The sequence below is a fragment of the Nocardia sp. NPDC058633 genome (genome assembly GCF_042717045.1).
Lineage (GTDB): Bacteria > Actinomycetota > Actinomycetes > Mycobacteriales > Mycobacteriaceae > Nocardia.
In genome coordinates this window covers 144951-167896 of the sequence record NZ_JBHXRA010000007.1, presented here as the reverse complement: position 1 = coordinate 167896, position 22946 = coordinate 144951, and the positions used below count along the sequence as shown (strand labels likewise).

The following is a 22946-nucleotide window of genomic DNA, read 5'->3' as shown; positions in this document are numbered from 1 at the left end:
CGATTCTATGCGCCCACCGCCCCCGCTCGTGCATCGGCCCTCGTCGTCGGGTCCTCGCTCACGACCCGGCGCGTGCCGGGTCCGCTCCCGTCGAGAACGTCGGCGATCGTGGCCAGTGCCGCCTCGCCCGCCATCGCCCAGTGCGTGGCGTCGATGCCGTGCCGGTGGACTGCGCCCTCGACAGCGCCTGCCCAACTGGCCGCGCCGCGCGATCCGGTGGGGTCGTCGACGGTGGCGGCAAAGTAGACGAGGTCGCCGTCGAAGCGGCGCGGGCGGTAGTCGTCGACCATCCGCATCGAGGCCGTGGCGGCGTCGATGATGCGGGCGATGCGGGCATGGTCGAGTGCGGCCAGTGGTCCGCCGATGTCGGCGGCCGCGGCGGCGAGGCCGTCGGTGTCGAAGGCGAGATCCTCGCCCGCGAGGCCGCCGAGCAGCTCGCCCACGGTGGGCATCGGGGTCTGCTCGGGGCCGTCGCCGAGCCAGCTGTCCATCATGGCCAGCTGGGCCACCTGTTCACCGTCGGCTTGCAGGCCGGTGGCGACGGCGTGGGCCAGCAGCCCACCCAGCGACCACCCGAGCAGGTGGTACGGCCCTTCCGGCTGCACATCGCGGATGGCGGCGATGTAGCGCCGTGCCCAGTCGTCGATGGTGGCGGGCAGTGGTTCGTCGGCGGTGAGGGCGGGCGACTGCAGTCCGTAGATCGGGCGCTGCGGGTCGAGGTGGCGAGTCAGCCCGGCGAACGACCAGGACACACCACCCACGGGGTGGATGCAGAACAGGGGTGCGCCGGTGCCACCCGCCCGCAGCGGGAGCAGTACCGCGAACGCGTCGTCATTCGAATCGCCCTCGGCGCGAAGCCGTTGCACCACCACAGCGGGCGTGGGGTCGGTGAAGAACCACGCCACCGGCACCGCGCTGCCCAGCGCCTCGCTCAGTCGTGCGGACAGCTGGACCGCGGTGAGCGAGTTGCCACCGAGGTCGAAGAAGTTGTCGTCCATGCCGATCCGGTCCAGCCCGAGCACCCGGGCGAACGCGCCCGCCACGAGTTGCTCGGTCTCGGTGATCGGCGCCCGGTAGGTCGCCTGGCGCAGATCAGGGCGCGGGAGGGCGCCGCGGTCGAGTTTGCCGGAGCTGTTGACCGGCAACGCGTCCAGCTCGAGCACCACCGCGGGCACCAGATATCCCGGGAGTTCCCCGGCAAGTGCCGCCCGCAGCGCTGTCACGTCGAGGGACGAACCCCCGTGTGCCACGGGGCCGTCGACGGCGGCGAGGCCGTGCTCGAACTCTTCGCTCCGGGTGGCGACGACGTAGGCGACCAGCCGGTCCGCGCCGACCCCGGACACCACGGCGGCCGCGGCTTGCGCGATCCCCCGCTGCCGTTGCAGCGCGGCTTCGACCTCGCCCAGTTCGATGCGCTGGCCGTTGAGCTTCACCTGCAGATCGACACGGCCGAGGTATTCCAGAGTGGGAGCGTGCCCTCCTCGCATCCGCACGAGGTCACCGGTGCGATACATCCGCGCACCGTCCGCACCGAAGGGATCGGGCACGAACCGCTCAGCGGTGCGATCGGCAGAGCCGACGTATCCGTGCGCGAGTTGCGCACCGCCGACATACAGTTCGCCGGTCACCCCCGGCGGCACCGGCCGCAGCCGGGCATCGAGCACGTAGAGCCGCGTGTTCCACACCGGCGCACCGATCGGCATCACGACGGTGTCGTCCTCGGTCACCACGTGCGAGCTCACCTGCACCGCGGTCTCGGTGGGCCCGTACAGGTTCACCACCTGCGCACCGGTCAGCGCACGCACCTGCTGCGCCAGCGCGGGGGGCAATGCCTCGCCACCCGCGAACACCCGGCGCAGCGTCCCGCTCACGACGTCGTTGTCGACGAGGCTCTCGGCTCGGGTGAGTGGATCGGCGTCGGTGCGCGCTTGTGCGTCCTGTAGGTGCGCGACGTAGGCGGCGAGCAGTGTCGGCGCGAATTGCACCGTGTCGATGCGGTGTTCGGTGATCAGTGCGGCGAGATAGGCCGGATCCCCGTGCCCACCGGGCCGGGCGACGACCGTTCGCGCACCCACCCGCTGCGGCAGCAGCAGCTCCCAGATCGACGCGTCGAACGTCGTCGGCGTCTTGTGCAGCACGGTGTCCCCGGCGGTGAACCCGAAACGCTGTGCCAGCCACTCGAGTTGGTTGACGATCGCGCGGTGCGCGACACCGACGCCCTTGGGCAATCCGGTCGATCCGGACGTGAAGATCACATACGCGGTGTGCTCAGGCAGGAGGGGCCGCACGCGCTCGCCGTCGCCGATCGGCCCGGCCGGGTAGCCGGCGAGATCCACCGTGTCGAGCGACACCACGTCGAGACCGTGTGGTGGGAGATCGACGGCATCGCGACCGGTGGTGAGCAGGCAGACCGGTTGCGCGATCCGCAGGACGCGGGCGACGCGCTCGGCCGGATGATCGGGGTCGATCGGCACGTAGGTGCCACCCGCCGCCAGCACCGCGTACACCGCGACGAGCAGCTCGCTCGACCGACGCACGGCCACCGCCACCGCGTTGTCCGGCCCGACACCGTGCTCGATCAGATGGCGGGCGAGCCGGTTCACCCGTCCCGAGAACTCGGCATAGGTGAGCGCGATGTCGCCGTCGATGATCGCGACGGCGTCCGGTATCGCGGCTGCCTGGCGGTCGAACGCCGTGGGCACCACGCCGGTGAGCGCGGTCTCGCGGGGTGCGGCGGCGATCTCCGCGTGGCGATGGGTGGCGAGGGCATCGGTGAGTGTGTCCGGTGCCGCGGGGTTCCGACGACCCTGCCGGTGGGACGCGCCGACCGGATAGGCGGTGTCGCACCAACTCTCGAGCATTCGCCTGTCGTCGTCGGTGAGCAGGTCGATATCGCCGACCGCGCCCGCCGGGTCGGCGGTGACCGCGTCGAGGACCCGCACGTAACCCTCGGCGATGCGGGCGGCGGTCTCGACGTCGAACAGATCGGTGGCGTAGGTGAGGCTCACCGCGCAACCACCGTCGTCGGTATCGGCGAGAACCAGGTCCAGGTCGAACTTGGCGACGGCGGCGTCGGCTTCCAGACCGGTCACGGTGAGGTCGGGCAGGACCACCCGCACCGGGCTCGCGGCCAGGTTCTGGAAGGCCAGCATCACCTGGAACAGGGGGCTGTGGGCGGTCGAGCGGTGCGGGTCGAGTACGTCGACCAGCCGCTCGAACGGCACCTCGGCGTTCTCGAAAGCATCGAGGTCCACCCGCTTCGCCTCCCGCAGCAGCGTGGTGAACGAGGTGGCGGGATCGACACCGGTCCGCAAGACCAGCGTGTTCACGAACATGCCGACGAGATCGTCGAGTGCCTGCTCACCGCGACCTGCCACCGGTGTGCCGATCGCGATGTCGCCGGTGCCGCTCAGTCGTGCGAGCAACGCGGCCAACGCGGCATGGGCCACCATGAACTCGCTGACGTCGGCACCACGAGCCAACCGGCCGACCCGCTGCCACACCGACCGCGGCACCACCGTTTCCACACTGGCGCCCCGGTGCGATGCGACGGCCGGACGGGGCCGGTCGGTGGGCAGCTCGAGCAGCCCGGGAAGCTCGGCCAGTTCGCTACGCCAGAATCGCAGCTGCCGGGCGGCGACCGACTCGGCCTCGGCCTCGCTGCCGAGCACCGCGCGCTGCCACAGCGTGTAGTCGGCGTACTGGACTTCCAGAGGCGCCCAATCGGGTTCGGCGCCCGCGCGACGGGCGAGGTAGGCGGTTGTGGTGTCGCGCAGCAGCGGCCCGGCGGAGAACCCGTCGGCACTGATGTGATGGATCACCACGACCAGCACGACTTCGTCGTCCGCGCAACGCAATACGCGCACCCGTACCGGGGGCGCGACGGTGACGTCGAATCCGCGCCCGATCTCGGCCGCGACGATCGCCGGTACCGCGATCGGGTCGACGGACTCCACCACCGGCATCGGCACGAACTCCCATACCGCCTGATGCCCGATCCCGTCGATCGCCGGGTAGGCCGTGCGGAGCACCTCGTGCCGGTCGAGCACATCGGTGACCGCCGCGGCCAGCGCCGCGGCGTCGACATCGCCGGTGAGACGCACCGCGATCGGGATGTTGTAGGCGCCGGACCCGGGATCGAGCCGGTTGAGCAGCCACATGCGCTGCTGGGCGGCCGACAGCGGAATCCGGTCCGGGCGTGCGCCCGCCGTCAGCGCGATCCCCGCACCGGTACCCGCGGTCGCCGCCAGCGCGGCCGCCAGATCGACCACGGTGGTCGCTTCGAACAGGGTGCGTACCGGCACCCGAGTCGACAGTGCCGCGCCGAGGCGGGCGGCGACCCTGGTCGCGATGAGCGAGTTGCCGCCGAGGTCGAAGAAGTCGTCGTCGAGTCCGATCGGCTCGCGCCCGAGCACCGCACCGAACACCTCGGCCACCGCCCGCTGCACCGCGCTCACCGGCGCCCGGAACGGCCGCGCCACGAATTCCGGTGCGGGCAACGCTGTGCGGTCGAGTTTGCCGGAGGTATTGAGCGGGAACGCGTCGAGCACGACGATCACCGACGGCACCATGTACGAGGGCAACACCGCTCCCACGGCAGTGCGCAGGGCGGCCGGATCCAGCTCCGCGCCCGGCGCAGGCACCACGTAGCCGACGAGCCGGTCACCGGTCGCGCTCGCCGCGACCACCGCCGCGGCCTGGCTGACTCCGTCTACCCCTTGCAACGCGGTCTCGATCTCCCCGAGCTCGATGCGCTGACCACGGAACTTCACCTGGAAGTCGCTGCGCGCCAGGTAGACGAGCACACCCTCGCGAGTCCACCGCACCAGATCGCCGGTGCGGTACATGCGGGCGCCCGCCGTGTCGGCGGATCGTGGCCGCGCGGCTTCGTCGGCGAACGGGTCGGCGACGAAGCGATCCGCCGACAGGTCTGGCCGACCGAGGTAGCCGCGCGCCAACTGCGCGCCGGCCAGGTACAGCTCACCGGCGACACCCGGAGCCACCGGCCGCAACCGCTCGTCGAGCACATAGACCCTGGTGTTCCACTCGGGCACGCCGATCGGCACGGTCTGCCCGGTCGCGCTGTCGGCGGGCCAGGCGGTGACCGACACGGCGGCTTCGGTGGGGCCGTACAGGTTGTGCACGCACGCGGTCGCTTTCGCCCGCAGGGTCGCCACCGTCTCCGGCACGAGCGCCTCACCGATCGCGAGGACGAGCCGCAGGCTCCGCAACTGTTCGGCTTCGGCGTGCGCGGCGAACATCGCCAGCATCGACGGCACGAAGTCGACGACGGTGATCTGCTGCGCGGCAACAAGTTCGGCGAGGTACAGCGGATCACGGTGCCCGTCGGGCGTGGCGAGCACCAGCGTCGCCCCCGCGGCCAGCGGCGCGAAGAACCCCCACACCGACAGATCGAACCCGGCCGAGGACTTCTGCAGGTACACGTCGTCGCCGTCGAGCTCGTACTGCTCGAGCAGCCACGCGATCTGGTTGCGAACGCCGGCGTGGCTCATCGCCACACCCTTGGGCTTGCCGGTGGAGCCGGAGGTGAACAGCACGTAGGCCAGGTTCGAATCGCGCAGCGGTCCACGCAGTTCGGACGCGGCGACCGGATCCGCCGAGTACCCGGCGGTGTCGATGTCATCGAGCACGACGACCCGGGTCGGCAGCGCGGCCACGCGTGCCGAAGCTGTCGCGGCCTCGACATTGCTGTCCACGGCCGACTCCGCAGTGGTGAGGACCAGGTGCGGTCGGGCGGTGTCGAGGACGTCGACGATGCGGTCGGCCGGGTGGTCGGGGTCGATCGGCACGTACGCACCGCCCGCGGTGAGCACCGCGTACATGGCGACGACGAGGTCGGTGCAGCGCCGGATGGCCAGTCCTACCAGCACATCGGGGCCGACGCCTCGGTCGATCAGGTGCCGGGCCAGGCGATTGACCTCGGCGTCGAGTGCGGCGTAGGTCAGCGCCGTGCCCTCGAACACGACCGCGGTCGCCTCGGGGTAGGCCCGCACCTGGGCGCGGAACGCTGTGAGCAGTGTCGCGGTGGCGTCGATCTCGCGGGTGGTGGCGTTCCACTCGGTGAGGATGCGGGTCCGTTCCGCGGGTTCGAGCACGTCCACGCTGTCGAGCGGTGTGCGCGGCGACGCGGCGACGGCGGCGAGCAACCGTTCCAGCCTGCCCGCGATCGCCGTCGCGGTCTCGGTGTCGAACACGTCGTGGGCATAGGTGAGTACGCCGGTGACGCCCGCGGCCGCGCCGTCGGCCGTGTACTCGTCGCTGACGATGAGGTGCAGATCGAACTGCGACAGCTCGTTGTCGGTGTCCAACCCCGACACGGTGATCCCGGGCAGCGACAGTTCGGCACGCTCGAAGTTCTGGAACGAGAAGCCGACCTGGAACAGCGGATGCCGCGCGGTGGAGCGAGTCGGATCGAGCACCTCGACGAGGCGTTCGAACGGCACGTCGGCGTGGGCGAAAACCGCCAGGTCGGTGGCGCGTTGACGAATCAGCAACTCCTGGAAGGACTCCCCGGCCCGCAAGCGGGTACGGAAGACCAAGGTGTTGACGAACATGCCGATCAGGTCTTCGAGCGCGGCCTCGCCACGCCCGGCGACCGGGGTCCCGACGGTGATGTCGGCACTGCCCGAAAGGCGTCCGAGCAGCGCGGCGAAGGCGGTGTGCACGACCATGAACAGCGTGGCACCGGATGCCCTGGCCAGTGCGCTGAGCCGGGCGTGGGTGTCGGCATCCACGGTCACCGGCACCGTCGCACCGGCGAGGTCGCGTACGGCCGGGCGCGGGCGATCCAGCGGCAACGCCAGCTCCTCGGGCAGATCGGCCAGCTCGCCGCGCCAGAAGTCGAGCTGGCGGGCGGCCACCGACTCGGCATCGGCTTCCTCGCCGAGGACCGCGCGCTGCCACAGCGCGTAGTCGGCGTACTGCACCGGCAGCGGCGTCCACCGCGGTGCCACCCCGTCACGACGCGCGAGGTAGGCCGTCATCAGGTCACGCACCAGCGGCGGCATCGACGAACCGTCGGCGCTGATGTGGTGCACCACCAGGCCCAGTACGGCCTCCTCGGCGGTGATCCGGTACAGCACCACCTGCCACGGCACACCCGCCGTGACATCGAAGGTGGTGGCGGCCAGCGCGGTCACCGCGCCCAGGATCCGCGTGGCGTCGAGATCGCGAACCTGCAGTGCGACACCGGCTTCGGCGACGGACAGGATCCGCTGCACCGGTCCGTCGGCGGTCTCGGGGTAGTAGGTCCGCAGCACTTCGTGTCGGGCGACGAGGTCCTCGACGGCGGCGGCGAGCGCATCCGGATCGAGTGCGCCGCGCAGGCGCACCGCGATCGGCACGTTGTAGCCGGCCGAGTCCGGATCGAACCGATTGAGGAACCACATGCGCTGCTGGGCGGGCGAGAGCGGAATCGAAGCAGGCCGCTCCCCCGCTACCAGCGCCACGCGCGCCACCCCGCCGTCGGCATCGAGCGCGGCGGCCAATGCGGCGACCACCGGCGTCTCGAAGATCCGTGCCACGGGGACCTGCCGGTTCAGCGCCGCCCCGAGCCGCGCGGCGACCCGGGTGGCGATCAGCGAGTTGCCCCCGAGATCGAAGAAGTCGTCGTCGGCACCGACCCGTTCGACACCGAGTACGTCGGCGACAACCCCGGCCACCAGCTGCTCCGACGGCGTCGCCGGTGCCCGGAACTGCCGCACGAGCACCTCGGGTGCGGGCAGCGCTCGCCGATCGAGCTTGCCGGAGGCGTTCACGGGAAGCTCGCCGAGCACCACGAATGAGCTCGGCACCATGTAGGCCGGGAGCGCTTGCCGCGCTGCGGCTTTCACGGTATCGAGGTCGACGGCCGAGTCGTTCTCTGCGGCCCCACCAGCGCGGGTGGCGGCCACGGCGGCGGATGAGGCGGGCGCTTCGCCCCTCGATGCCGGGCCGACAACCGCGGCGGCGTCGAGATCCGAAGCCGCACCGATGGCCATCTCCCCCGTCGCACCGGTGCGGCGGAGCTCTCGGTGCTGCTGCGCGGGCACGAGATACGCGGTGAGGTAGTCGCCGCTGCCGTCGTCGCGGACGGTGACCACTGCCCGTTCGATGGCGTCGAGTCCGGCGAGGACCGCCTCGATCTCGCCGAGTTCGATACGCAGGCCGCGCAGCTTCACCTGGAAGTCCGTGCGGCCCAGGTATTCCAATTCGCCCGAGCGGGTGCGCACGACGAGGTCGCCGGTGCGGTACATGCGCTCACCGGGGGCGCCGAGGGGGTTGGCGACGAAGCGGTCGGCGGACAGGTCAGGGCGAGCGAGGTAGCCGCGAGCCAGTTGGACACCGGCCAGGTACAGCTCACCCGGCGTGCCGACGGGCACGGGACGCAAGCGGGCGTCGAGCACGTGCAGGGCGGTGTTGGCGACCGGGGCGCCGATCGGCACGGTAACCGTGTCCGCGTCGGTGACCTGGTGGAAGCTCACGTCGACAGCGGCCTCGGTGGGGCCGTACAGGTTGTGCACGGCGACACCGGGAATCAGTGCGCGCAGGCGCTGCGCGTCGGCGGCGGGCAGGGCCTCACCGGAGGCGAACACCTGTCGCAGCAAAACACACTCGGCGGCCGACGGTTCGGCGAGGAAGGCCGCCAGCATCGACGGCACGAAGTGGGCGACGCCGACCCCGGTGCGGGCGACGAGCTCGGCGAGGTAGGCCGGATCGCGGTGCCCGTCGGGCCGCGCGATCACCAAGGTGGCGCCGATCTGTAAGGGCCAGAACAGTTCCCAGACCGAGACGTCGAAGGTGATCGGCGTCTTCTGCAGCACGATGTCCGCGTCGTCGAGCCGGTAGGCGTCCTGCATCCAGGTCAGCCGGTTGACGATCGCGGTGTGGGTCACCGCGACTCCCTTGGGTTTGCCGGTCGAGCCGGAGGTGAACAGCACATACGCCAGGTCCGCGCCACGCAGGGGCCGGATCCGGTCGGCATCGGTCACCGGATCGGCGGCGAACCCGGACAGATCGAGCGCGGCGAGCTCGACGACGCGCACCGTGGATGCGAGCTGCGTGTGGGGTCGGTCTGTGCCCGTACCGATATCGGGGAAATCGGCGGCGGCCAGCACACAGACCGGTGCGGCGGTCGCCAGGACATCGGCGATGCGGTCGGCCGGATGGTCGGGATCCAACGGGAGGTACGCGGCGCCCGCCGCCTGCACGGCGTAGATCGCGACCAGCAGATCGATGCCGCGCCGCAACCCGACACCGACCACGGCACCGGGACCGACCTGCTCGGCGATCAACCACCGCGCCGAGCGGGCGACCCGAGCGGCGAACTCGCCGTAGGTGATCCGCTCGCCCTCGAATTCGAGGGCGAGCGCCGCGGGCGTGCGCGCGACCTGCGCGCCGAACAGCGAGACGAGCGTCGCGTCGGTGTCGAGCGGGGCGGCGGTGTCGTTCCATGCCGCGAGCTGGGCGGTTTCGGCCGCGTCGAGGAGATCGATCTCCCCGACCGCGCGACGGTCGTCGACGACGACCGCGCTCAGCACCCGCACGAACCGCGCGCCGAACGCGGCGACCGTGTCGGCGTCGAACAGGTCCACGGCGTAGCGCAGCCACCCGCGCATTCCGGGTTCGCCGTCGGCGCCGACGATCTCATCGATCGCCAGCGACAGATCGAACTGGGTCGTGGCCGCGGGCATCGCGAACTCGTCGATCCGCAGTCCCGGCAGTGCGATGGCGGTGTCGTCGCGGTGCTCGAACGCGAGCATGACCTGCACGATCGGCGAATAGGCGGTGGAGCGCACCGGGTTGAGCTCGTCGACGAGCCGCTCGAACGGCAGATCGGCATTCGCGAAGGCCCGCAGGTCGGCGGCGCGCACCTCGGCGAGCAGCTCGCCGAACCCGGCACCGGCATCGACCGTCGTCCGCAACACGAGGGTGTTGACGAACATGCCGACGAGATCGTCGAGCGCGGCATCGGCCCGCCCGGCGACCGGCGTGCCGACGAGAACATCGGCTCCGCCACCGTGGCGCGACAACAGCACCGCGAACGCCGCGTGCACCACCATGAAGGTGGACACGCCGTGGCGCCGAGCCAAGGCCTCGACCCCGGCAACCACCTCGGCGGGCACCTCGAATCCGACCGCGCCGCCCGCACCGCCGCGCACAGCGGGCCGCGGCCGATCGGTCGCCAGTTCGAGAGCCGGTGCCGCTCCGGCCAATTCGTCGCGCCAGTGCGCCAACTGCCGCGCCAACCGGGACTGCGGCTCGGCCGCGTCGCCGAGCACGGCGTGCTGCCAGAGGGTGAAGTCCGGATACTGCACCGGCAACGGCTCCCACGCCGGAGCGGTCCCCGCGGCGCGCGCGGCGTAGGCAGTGATCAGGTCGCGGGCCAGCGGCGTGGTCGACACCCCGTCGGCGGCGATGTGATGCACCGCGAGCACCAGCACGTGCTCGATCTCGCCGGTTCGCCGGTCCCCCGGTTCGGTCGGCGACGCGCGACGCAGCAGCGCGGCGCGCAGCGGCGGCTCGGTGGTCAGGTCGTAGCCCTCGCCGATGATGGTGCGCACGGTGTCGACCAGGTCGGTTTCGGTGCTCTCGCGCACGACGGCGGCGGGCAACACCGCGTCGACGGGCAGAATCACCTGGGTCGGACCGTCGGCGTCTTCCGGAAACACGGTGCGCAGTGCCTCGTGCCGGTCGAGGACATCGGCGAGCGCCGCCCACAGGGCATCGGTATCGAGGTCACCGGTCAGGCGCAGCGCGATCGGCAGCGTGTAGACGGCCGACTCGGGGTCGATCCGGTTCAGCAGCCACAGGCGAGTCTGGGCCAGCGACAGCGGGATTCGATCCGGGCGGGGACGCACGGCGGTGAGCGCGGGCAATCGCTCGCCGCCGACGCCCGCTCGCTCGGCGAGTCCGGCGACGGTGGGGGCGTCGAACACATCGCGCACGTCGAGCGCGCTGCCCAGCGCCGCGTTGGCTCGGGCGACGAGTCGCATCGCGAGCAGCGAGTTGCCGCCGACGGCGAAGAAGTCGTCGTCGGCGCCGACGCGCGCCACCCCGAGCAGCGCGCCGATCACATCGGCGAGCGCGGTCTGCGCACCCGGTCGCGGCGCCACGTAGGCGGTGGTGGTGGACAGGTCGGCGGCGGGCAGCGCGGCGCGGTCGAGTTTGCCCGCGGAGTTGAGCGGCACGGTGTCGAGCACGACCAGGTGCGAGGGCACCATGTACGCGGGCACCCGGCCCGCCACGTGCGCTCGCACCGCCGCACTGTCGACCTCGCCCGCGACGTAACCCACCAGGCACTGGCGCCCGGCGTCGTCGATGGCGGGCAGCACGGCGGCGTGGGTCACGCCGGGAGCGTCGCCGAGGGCGGCCTCGATCTCGCCCAGCTCGATCCGCAGGCCACGGATCTTGACCTGGAAGTCGTTGCGGCCCAGATAGACCAGCGCCCCTGACCGATCGCGGCGAACGAGGTCGCCCGTGCGGTACATGCGGGCGCCGTCGGCGCCGAACGGGTCGGCGACGAAACGATCGGCGGTCAGGTCCGGCCTGCCGAGGTAGCCGCGAGCCAGCTGGACACCCGCGAGATACAGCTCTCCCGCCACGCCACCGGGAACCGGGTGCAACCGCTCGTCGAGCACGTAGGAGCGCACATTCCAGGTGGGCCTGCCGATGGGCAGTTCTGTCTGCTCGACCGGCGCGGTGATCGGCTGGAAAGTGCTGGTGATGGCCACTTCGGTCGGACCGTAGGTGTTGTGCAGCTCGCCGGGGATCGCGGCGAGCACGGTGGCCGCCAGCGGGGCGGGCAGCTCCTCGCCGCCCACGTGCAGCATCCGCAGCCCGCGCAGGGCGTCGCCGAGCCCTTCGGCCAGCATCGCGGCCAGCACCGACGGCACGATCTCCATGATGGTGACGCCCTGCTCACGCACGACGCGCGCCTGGTACTCCAGGTCGAGGTGACCGCCGGGGCGCAGCAGCACCAGCGGGGCGCCGAGGAGGGCGGGAGCCAGCAGTTCCCACAGCGAGACATCGAAGGTGAGCGGTGCGCGCTGCAGGAAACGATCCGCCGCGGTCATGCCGTACTCACCACGCAGCCAACAGATTTCGTTGACCACGGCGCGATGCGAGATCAACACGCCCTTCGGGGTGCCGGTGGAGCCGGAGGTGAACAGCACATACGCCGGGTGGTCGGGGTGCAGCGGCGCGAGCCGGTCCGCGTCCGTGATCGGGGTGCCCGCCACCACCTCCGGGGCCTGCGCCTCGAGCTGGGCGACGGTGAGCACCGGGAACCCGGAGCGTGATGCGGCGGCGAAATGCACCGAGGCCGTGGCGGACCGGATGCCGCTGTCCACATGGTCGAGGTCGTCTGCGCAGGCGACCACCACCAGTCGCGGTGTCGCGGTGGCCAGCACGTGCCCGATGCGTTCGGCGGGCTGGCCCGCGTCGATCGGCACGTACACGCCACCGGCGGCGAGCACGCCGTGCAGCACCACCAGCAGTTCGATGCTGCGCGCAACAGCCACGGCCACCGGCGTCTCCGGTCCCACTCCGCAGTCGATCAGTCTGCGCGCGAAGCGGTTCGCCCTGGCGGCGAGCGCGCCGTAGGTGATCTCGGCGCCGTCGAAGACCGCCGCCACCGCCTCGGGATCTCGCGCGGCCGCGGCATCGAGCAGGTGGGCGGCGAGTGGGGCGCGCACACCCAGTTCCGCGAGTGTGCTGTCGAGTGGAACCACGTCACCGTGGTGGTTCACCGACGAGGCGGCCTCCGCGAGCAGGGCGAGGTCGCCGACCGCGGTACCGGGGGCGGTGACCGCGTCTCGTAGCACCCGCTCGAGCATTCCCACCATCGCCGCGACGGTGCCGGCGTCGAAAAGGTCGGTGGCGTAGCGCAGTTCGAGGTCGAGGCCGTCGGGCGCCCCGTCGGGGGTGAAACGGTCGACGAAGGTGAAGTCGAGGTCCACTTCGATCGGCGCGTCCGGCAGGGTCAGTCCCGACAGGGTGAGCCCGGGCAGTTCGAACGCGGTTCTGCGTTGGTTCTGCAACGCCAGGGAGATCTGATACAGCGGCGAATACCCCTGCGAGCGCGCTGGATTGAGCGCGTCGACCAGGCTCTCGAACGGCACGTCGGCGTTGTCGAAGGCATCGAGATCGCCCGCGCGCACCTCGTCGAGCAGATCGCCGAAGCGGGTGTCGGAGCGGACTCGCGCGCGCAGCACGAGGGTGTTGACGAACATGCCGACGATATCGTCGAGTTCGCGATGACCGCGACCGGCCACCGGCGTGCCGACGACGATGTCGGCTCCGGACGAGAGCCGCGCGAGCAGGACCGCCAGGCCCGCGTGCAGCACCATGAACGGGGTGGCGCGATGCGCGCGAGCCAGCTCTTCGATCCCTCGATGCAGGTCGGCGCCGAGGGCGGCGGTGAAGGTGGCGCCCTGGTTGGAGGCGATCAGCGGCCTGCGCCGGTCGGCGGGCAGAGTGAGCACGTCGGGCAGGCCCGCGAGTCGGTGCGTCCAGTAGTCGAGCTGGCGGGCCAGGGGCGCGTCCGGGTCATCGGCACTGCCGAGCCCTTCGGTCTGCCACAGCGCGTAATCGGCGTAGTGCACGGCCAACGCGGGCAGCCGGGGCGGCGCACCGGCCGCGCGGGCGGCGTAGGCGGCCACCAGATCCCGGGTCAGCGGGCCCATCGACCAGCCGTCGGCCGCGATGTGATGCACCACGAGCACCAGCACGTGTTCGGTGCTCGCGACCCGCAGCAGTGCGGCGCGCACCGGCACCTCGGTGGTGATGTCGAAGCCGCCGGCCAGCACCGCGACCACCGCGGCGGGCACGTCGTCGGCCTCGACATCAGCGACGGCGAGCTCGGGCACGAACGGCGCACCCACCAGTTGTGTCGCCTGCCCGTCGAATTCGGGATAGGTGGTGCGCAGCGTCTCGTGGCGGGCGATCAGGTCACCCAGCGCGCCGCGCAGCGCGTCCGCGTCGAGTTCGCCGCTGAGCCGGATCGCGACCGGGATGTGATAGGCGGCGGAGTCCGGATCGAAGCGGTGCAGGAACCACATGCGCTGCTGGGCGGGTGAGAGCGGAATCCGGTGCGGTCGTGGCCCTGCCACGGGCCCGCGACGACTGCCGGTTCCGCGCAGCGCGTCCAACCGCACCGCGAGTCCCTCCACGGTGCTCGCCTCGAACAGTTCCCGCACCGGCACCCTGGCATCCAGCGCGGTGCCGAGCCGCGCGGCCACCTGGGTCGCCAGCAGGGAGTTGCCGCCGAGGGCGAAGAAGTCCGCACCCGCGCCGACCCGCTCCAGCTCGAGCACCCCGGCGAAGGTCGCGGCCACGATCCGCTCGGTCGCGGTGGCCGGCTCCCGGTAATCGATCTGCCGGGTTTCGGGGGCGGGCAGCGCCCGGCGATCGAGCTTGCCGGAAGCGTTGACGGGCAACTCGTCGAGGAATACGTAGGCCGCCGGGACCATGTAGGAGGGCAATGTCGCGATGATCGCGGCGTCGAGGTCGGCGGGCGTGGGAGCCGCCGAAGGGTCGGTGGCGGGCGCCGGAGCAGTCGCTGCTGTCGCGTCCGGGGCCGCGCGCACCACGTAGGCGACGAGTTGATCGGCCCTACCCGCGTCGGAGCGCACCAGGACCGCGACGCGGCGCACACCGTCGACAGCGGCGATCGCGGCCTCGATCTCGGCCGGTTCGATCCGCAGGCCACGCAGTTTCACCTGGAAGTCGGTGCGGCCGAGGTAGTGCAGTGCGGGCCCGTCGACGCCGGCACGCCAGGCGACCAGGTCGCCGGTGCGGTACAGGCGTTCGCCCGTGCCGAAGGGATCGGCCACGAAACGTTCGGCGGTGAGGTCGGCGCGACCGTGGTAGCCGTCGGCGAGCTGCGCACCGGCCACATAGAGCTCACCCGGCACACCGGCCGGGACGGGACGCAGACGCGAATCCAGCACGTACACACGGGTATCGGCCACCGGCGCACCGATCGGCACCGATGCACCCGACTCCTCACCCACCTCGTGCGTGGTGATCTGAACGGCGGTCTCGGTGGGGCCGTAGAGATTCACGACGGTCGCGCCGGTGCTCGCGCGCACCCGCCGCGCCAGGTCGCTCGTCAGCGCTTCACCGCCGGCGAAAACCAGGCGCAGCGAATCCGCCCGCGCGGACAGCGGTTCGGCCACCACGGCCGCCAGCACCGACGGCACATACTGGACAACGCTGACCCGATGACGCACGGTGGCCGCCGCCAGGTACGCCGGATCGCGGTGCCCGTCGGCGGTCGCGAGCACCAGCCGCGCACCGACCTGCAACGGCCACAACAGTTCCCACACCGACGCGTCGAAGGTGAACGGCGTCTTCTGGAGCACCACGTCGTCGACGTCGAGCGGGTATTCCCGCTGCAGCCACAGCAACTGGTTCACCACAGCCTTGTGCGGCACGGCCACACCCTTGGGCCGACCGGTCGACCCCGACGTGAACAGCACGTAGGCGAGGTGCTCGGGACGCAACGGGGCGACCCGCTCGTCGTCGGCGATCGGTGCGCCCGACAGCGCCGACAGGTCGAGCGTGTCGACCTCGAGCACCGAATACCCTACAGCCACACCGTCTCCGGCGAGCGCGAGCACACAGATCGGTGCCGTCTGCGCCAGCACGTACGCCGTCCGCTCGGCCGGATGATCCGGATCCACCGGCACATAGGCCGCCCCGGCCGCGAGCACCGCGTGCACCGCGACCAGCTGCTCCACCCCACGGCGCATCGCCACCGCGACCAGCGAGCCCGGGCCCGCCCCGAGCCCGATCAGATGACGGGCCAGCCGCGTAACTCGTTCACCGAACTGCGCGTACGACAGCTGCACCGCCGGGGAATCCGCGGCGGGACGCAGCGAGGCCTCGGGAGCAGCACCACCGGCGCGGTGGGCGCTGATCGCGTCCACGGCCGCGTGCTCGAGCCGGGAAATCGCGCTCGACGACACTGCGGCGCCCGTCCGCGCGTCACCCTCGGCAACCGCCACCATCGCATCGTCGACGGTGGCCGGGTCGGTGTCGACGACCACGGCGATCGCGTGGGGAGTAGCGGCCGCTCGGTCGGCGAAGAGCCCGGCGAGGGTGCTGGTGTGCGCGCGGTCGGTGGAAGTGTCGTTCCAGGTGGTCAGCAGTTGGGTCTGCTCAGCGGGGTCGAGGATCTCGATGTCGCCCACCGGGCGGTTCGGGTCGGCGAGGACAGCGGTGAGGACGCGGTGCAGGCGGGCGGCGAAACCGGCGACGGTGGTGGCGTCGAACAGGTCGGTGGCGTAGAGGAAAGCGCCGGAAATGCCTGCGGGAGCGCCGTTGTCGTCGCGGTGTTCGGTGAGGGTGAGTTCGAGGTCGAACTTGGCGACACCGGTCGGTAGATCGACACCGGCGACGGTGAGACCGGGGAGGGCCAGTTCGCTCGCAACGTCCTCGTTGAGCGACAGCATCACCTGGAACAGCGGGTTGCGGGCGGTGGAACGGACCGGATCGAGAATCTCGACGAGACGCTCGAACGGGACGTCGGCGTGTCCGAACGCGGCGAGATCGGTAGCGCGGACCTGGGCGAGCAGCTCGGTGAACGGGGCCGCCGACGCCACCTCGGCGCGCAGGACGAGGGTGTTGACGAACATGCCGACCAGATCGTCGAGCGCGCGTTCACCACGCCCCGACACCGGCGTGCCGATCGCGATGTCGGTGGTCGCCGACAACCGCGCCAGCAGCACCGCGAACACCGCGTGCGCGGCCATGAACACCGTGACACCTTGTGCGCGAGCGAATTCCGCCAGCGCCCGATGGGTGTCGGCGTCGATCTCGACGCGGTGCAGCGCCCCACGGCGGGACGCGACCGCGGGCCTGGTCCGGTCGGTGGGCAGCTCCAACTGCTCGGGCAGCCCCGCCAGCGCGGCGCGCCAGTACGTGAGCTGCTCGGCCGCAAGCGATTGCGGATCGGCCGGGTCGCCGAGCACCGTGTGCTGCCACACCGCGTAGTCGGCGTATTGCACGGACAGCGGCGCCCAGTTCGGGCCGTCGCCGAGGGTTCGCGCACCGTAGGCCGTGAGCACGTCCCGGATCAACGGGCCGAACGAGAAGCCGTCGGCCGCGATGTGATGCAACACGATGACCAGCACGTACTCAGCACCAGCAGCGTCTGTCGGCGCGGTGTTCGCGGCGACGCGGAGCAAGTTCACGCGGATCGGGGCGTCGACGGTGAGGTCGAAGCCGACGGTGGCGAAGGTGCGGACGGCGTCGGACAGGTCGGCCGCGCCGACGATCCGGGGGTGCACCTCCGGGACGAGCCCGGTCGCGGGAAGGATCTCGGCGATCGCGTGGCCGTCGCGATCCGGGTAGCGGGTGCGCAGGACCTCGTGCCGGTCCAGCACGTCGACGATCGCCGCCTGGAGTGCGGCGATGTCGAGCGCACCGGTGAGCCGGACCGCCATCGGAATGTTGTCGGTGGCCGAGCCGGGGTCGAAGCGGTTGAGGAACCACATCCGCTGCTGGGCGGGTGAGAGCGGAACGGGATCGGGTCGGGTCCCGGCCACCAGCGCGGGGCCGGGGGCGCTACCGCGCAGCCCGTCGGCGGCCGCGGCCAGCGCCAGCACCGTCGTGGTGTCGAAGAGCTGGCGGATGGGGATGCGCACGTCGAGGTCGGTGCTGATGCGGGCCATCAAGCGGGTGGCGAGCAGTGAGTTGCCGCCCAGGTCGAAGAAGTCGTCGTCGCGGCCCACCCGATCCAGCCCGAGCACCTCGGCGAAGGCGGCGGCGACCACCTGCTCGGCGGCGGTTTCGGGCGCGCGGTAGGCGGCGGTGTCGAATACCGGTGCGGGCAGCGCGGATCGGTCGAGCTTGCCGACGGGGGTCAGCGGCACGGCGTCGAGGGCGACGATCGCGGCGGGCACCATGTGCGCGGGTAGGTGCGCGGCGGCGTGCGCGGTGAGGGTCGCGGTGTCGATCGTCGACCCGATGGCGGGGACCACGTACGACACCAGCAGGGTCGCGCCCGCGTCGGTGCGATGACCGAGGGTGGCGGCGAAGTCGACCGTCCGATGGCGGCCCAGGACCGCGTCGATCTCGCCGAGTTCGATCCGGAAACCGCGCACCTTCACCTGGAAGTCGTTGCGGCCCAGATATTCCAGGTCGTAGGAACCGTCGCGCCGCACCCACCGCACGGTGTCCCCGGTGCGGTACATCCGGTCACCCGGCGCCCCGTAGGGATTGGTCACGAACCGGCCCGCCGTCAGGGCGGGCCTGCGGTGGTATCCGCGCGCCAGTTGCGCACCGGCGATGTACAGCTCACCGATGACTCCGGCGGGCACCGGCCGCAGTCGCTCGTCGAGCACCAGTTCGGTGGTGCCCTCCACCGGGGCACCGAGCGTGACAGGTGTTGTCGCGGTGAGGGGTTCGCTGATGTTGGTGACGATGGTCGTCTCGGTCGGACCGTACCCGTTGCGGAAGATCAGGCCCGGAATCGCGGCGGTCCAGCGCGCGAGGAGTTCCGCGGGGCACGCCTCGCCACCGACCACCACCACCCGCAGCTCGTCGAGGCCGTCGGGGTTCACCGTCGCCAATGCCGAGGGGGTGATGACCACATGGGTCACCCGCTCCGCCCGCAACAGCTCCGTCAGCTCGGCCCCGCCGAACACCCCGGCGGGCGCGACGACCAGCGTCGCCCCTTCGGTCACGGCCAGCAGCAGCTCGGCCACGGAAATGTCGAACGACGGCGACGCCACATGCAACACCCGCGCGTCCGCCGACGCCAGATACCGGCGCGCCTGCACGGGCAGATACGCCGCCACCGCACTGTGCGGGATCACGACGCCCTTGGGCAGACCGGTGGTGCCGGAGGTGTAGATGACATAGGCCGGATCGAGCGGATCCACCGCCCGCCGACCTGTGCCGCCGTTCGCGAAGACGTCACCGTCTGTGGCGATCACCCCGTCGATGTCACCGACCGCGTCGCGGCGTTCGCCGACTCCGGCCTGGCCGTCGGCCTCGCCCGCAGTTGCCGAACGCGCTTCTGCGACACCGTGTTGCGCCGCATCGACACCATCGATCACGGCAGCCGACGCCAGGGAATCGACCACGATCCAACTGACCGTGGCGGGCAAGTCCGCCAGCACCGCAGTGGTGGTGATGCCCGCCGCCGCGCCGGAATCGGCGAGCATGTGGGCGATGCGGTCGGCGGGATAGTTCGGGTCGACCGGGAGGAAGCCTGCCCCGGATTTCACGACGCCCCAGACCGCGGTGACCGAGTCGGCCGAGCGTGGGATGCTCACGGCGACCAGGTCGCCCGCGCCGATGCCGAGAGCGGCCAGGCGCGCGGCCAGGCGCGCGGCGGCGGTGTCGAGCTCGCCGTAGGTGCGAGTCCGCTCGCTGTCGCGGATCGCGATCGCGGTGGGGTCGGCGGCGGCACGGGCGAGCACCTGCCCCAGCAGCGGGGCCGGAGTCGACTCACCGCCGCAGCGGGTGGTCAGTTCACCGAACTCGGTGTCGATCAGCAGGGGCAGATCGCCGACGGGAGTCCGCGGGGCCGCCGCGATCGCGGCGAGCAAGCCGGTGAAGCGGCGCACCATGCGCGTGATGGTCGATTCGTCGAACAGATCTGTGGCGTAGGAGAATTCGCCGGACAGACCGGTGGCGGCGGAATCACGCACCGTCACCGACAGGTCGAACTTCTCGATGTCATAGGGCATATCGACAGCGGTAGCGCGCAAACCGGGCAGTTCGAAGGTCGTCGGCGGCAGATTCTGCAACGACAGCGCCACCTGGAACAGCGGATGACGACCGGCCGAACGAGACGGGGCGAGCACCTCGACGAGCCGCTCGAACGGCAGCGTGGTGTGGTCGAAGGCGGCCAGATCCCCGGCGCGAACGCGGCCGAGCAGGTCGGCGAACGGTTCCGCGCCCCGCACCTGGGTGCGCAGCACCGCGGTGTTGACGAACATGCCGATCACGTCGTCGAGTTCGGCCGCGCCGCGCCCGGCGACCGGACTGCCGATCGCCACATCGGCAGTGCCCGACAAGCGCGCGATCAGCACCGACAGCGCCGCGTGCAGCACCATGAACAGGGTCGCACCCTGTTCGGCCGCAACAGCGTTCAACGCGGCGACGATGTCGGAGTCGAGCTCGAATTCGACCCGGTGTCCGTGCATCGATGCGACAGCGGGGCGCGGCCGGTCGGTCGGCAGGCTCGATTCGTCCGGCAACCCGGCCAACGACGCCCGCCAGAAAGCGATCTCACGCCCGGCCTGCGAGGCGGCATCGTGCTCGTCCCCGAGCACGGCCCGCTGCCACAGGGTGTAGTCGGCGTACTGCACCGCAAGCGGAGCCCATGACGGCGCGGCCCCGCCGGTCCGCGCGTAGTAGGCGGCCATCACGTCGCGCACCAGCGGCCCGGCCGACCAACCGTCGGAGGCGATGTGATGCACCACCAGTACCAACACGTGATCGCCGTCGACCTCGAACAACCTCGCGCGCAGGGGTGGCGCCGCGGTGACGTCGAAACCGCGCAGAATCACGGTGGCCAACACGTCGGGAAGTTCCCGCGCGCTGATGCCGACGGGTTCGAACACGATCGAGGAGTCCGGCACCGCAGCAGAAGTCGACCCGGCGAGCACCGCGAGCGCCTCGGCGACCGGCAACACCCGCTGCGTCCCGACCCCGTCGACCTCGGGATACATCGTGCGCAGCACCTCGTGCCGAGCGATCAGATCCCCGACCGCCGCCTGCAGGGCCGCCAGGTCCAACGCACCCGACAACCGCACCGCGATCGGAATGTTGTAGGCACCGGCCTCCGGATCGAACCGGTTCAGCAACCACATCCGCTGCTGAGCGGGTGAAAGCGGCAACACGGCGGGACGCGGACCGGCGATGAGCGCGGGCCGGTCGTCGACCGCGCCGTCGTCGACCAGCTTCGCGAGCACCGCGACGGTCGGACTGTCGAAGAAGTCTCGAACATCCACGCGCACACCGAAATTCGCCTGCAGGCGACCGATCGCGCGGGTGGCGATCAGCGAGTTGCCGCCGAGCCGGAAGAAGTCGTCGTCCAGCCCGACGGTCTCCACCCCGAGAAGCTCGGCGAACAAGGCGGCGACGGTTCGTTCGGTCGCGGTACGCGGCTCCCGGAATTCGGCCGCGGCGACCCGGAAGTCCGGCTCCGGCAGAGCTTTGCGGTCCAACTTGCCGCTGGCGTTGGTCGGCATCGCGTCCAGCCGAATCAGCAGCGAGGGCACCATGTACTCCGGCATCGACGACCTGGCGTGCGCGACCAACTCGGCCTCGTCGAGCGCCGCACCGTCGACACTCACCACATAGCCGACCAGCGCCTCGCCCGCGGCGTGCCGATGCAGCACCACCGCCGCGTTACCGACCCGCGGATGCGCGGCCAGGACGGCCTCGATCTCGCCCAGCTCGATCCGCAGACCACGCAACTTCACCTGAAAGTCGGTGCGCCCCAGGTATTCCAGCTCACCGCGCGACTCACGCACCAGGTCACCGGTGCGGTACATGCGCTCACCGGCCGACCCGTAGGGGTTGGCGACGAAGCGATCGGCGGTGAGCCCGGGCCGCGCGACGTAACCGCGCGCCAACTGGACACCCGACAGGTACAGCTCGCCGACCACCCCGACGGGTACCTGGTCGAGATTCTCGTCGAGCACCAGCAGCCCGGTGTCATCGGCCGGACCGCCGATCGGCACCGACACCTCGTCGGCCGCGCTCACCGCGTGCGCGGTGACGTCGACAGCCGCCTCGGTGGGCCCGTACAGGTTGTGCAGCGCGGCCGAGGACAACGTGCGCAGCCGCGCGGCGGTCGCGGCGGGCAGTGCCTCGCCGGAGGCGAACACCATCCGCAACGACGACAGATCCACGTCGGGACCGAGTTCACCGACGAACGCGGCCAGCATGGACGGCACGAAGTGGGTCACCGTCACCCGGTGCTCGGCGATCAACGACGCCAGGTAGGCGGGATCGCCGTGGCGCCCCGGTTCGGCGACAACGAGTTCAGCGCCCACCTGCAGGGGCCAGAACAGTTCCCACACCGACACGTCGAAGGTGTAGGGCGTTTTCTGCAGCACCACATCGGCGTCGGTCATGGCGTAGCGGCGCCGGCGCCAGTCCAGGTTCGCCACGATCGCCGCGTGGGTGACCGCCACCCCCTTCGGCCGTCCGGTGGAACCGGAGGTGAAGATGACGTAGGCGGTGTTGTCGGCCCGCGCCGCGGCAGTCACGTCACCGGGCGCCGCGTCCCAGTCGATGTCCTCGGTGCGCAGGACGGGCGCGCCGTTCAGATCCGGCTCGTCGCCGGCCCGCGTCACCACCACCACCGGCCGCGCCACCTCGAGCACATAGCGCAGTCGGTCCACCGGATGATCGGGATCCAGCGGCACGTACGCGCCGCCCGCCCGCACGATCGCGTGCACCGCGACGATCAATTCGACGCTGCGTCGCAGCGCCACCCCGACCAGCGTCTCGGGCCCGACACCCCGCTCGACCAGTCGCGCCGCCAACACACGCACCCTGGCATCGAATTCCGCGTAGGTCAGTACCTCGTCACCGAACCGCACCGCGATTCGATCGGGGGTGCGAGCCACCTGATCGGTGAACCGATCGACCAGCGTCGCGGCCGCCGTCACTTCCATCCCCAGCGCTGCCATCGCATCACCCGCGAGAGAATCCAGCAGCACCCCGAAAGTCCCCTCCGCCGCGTCCACCACCCCGGGGAACAACTCGGCGAGCACCACCTGCACGAGCGTGTCCGCCTCCAGCGCCCCACCGGTGAGCTCGGCCATCAGCGTGAGCTGGGCGTCGAGATCGGCATAGGACACCGCGGTGCCGTCGAACTCGACCGCGATCCGGGCCGGATCCATCGCCGCGACCGTCGCCACCAGCGCTGCCAGCTGTTCTGTTTCCGCGCGCGCCGGAGTGGAGTTGGTCAT

General features: G+C 71.2%; 1 protein-coding gene. It reads right to left on the bottom strand.

Annotated elements, in window-relative coordinates; genetic code table 11:
- Positions 1–5: 5 nt before the first annotated feature.
- A complete protein-coding gene (locus ACFWUR_RS11195; protein ID WP_378905443.1) occupies positions 6–22946 on the bottom strand; it encodes a non-ribosomal peptide synthase/polyketide synthase in 22941 nt (7646 codons plus the stop codon).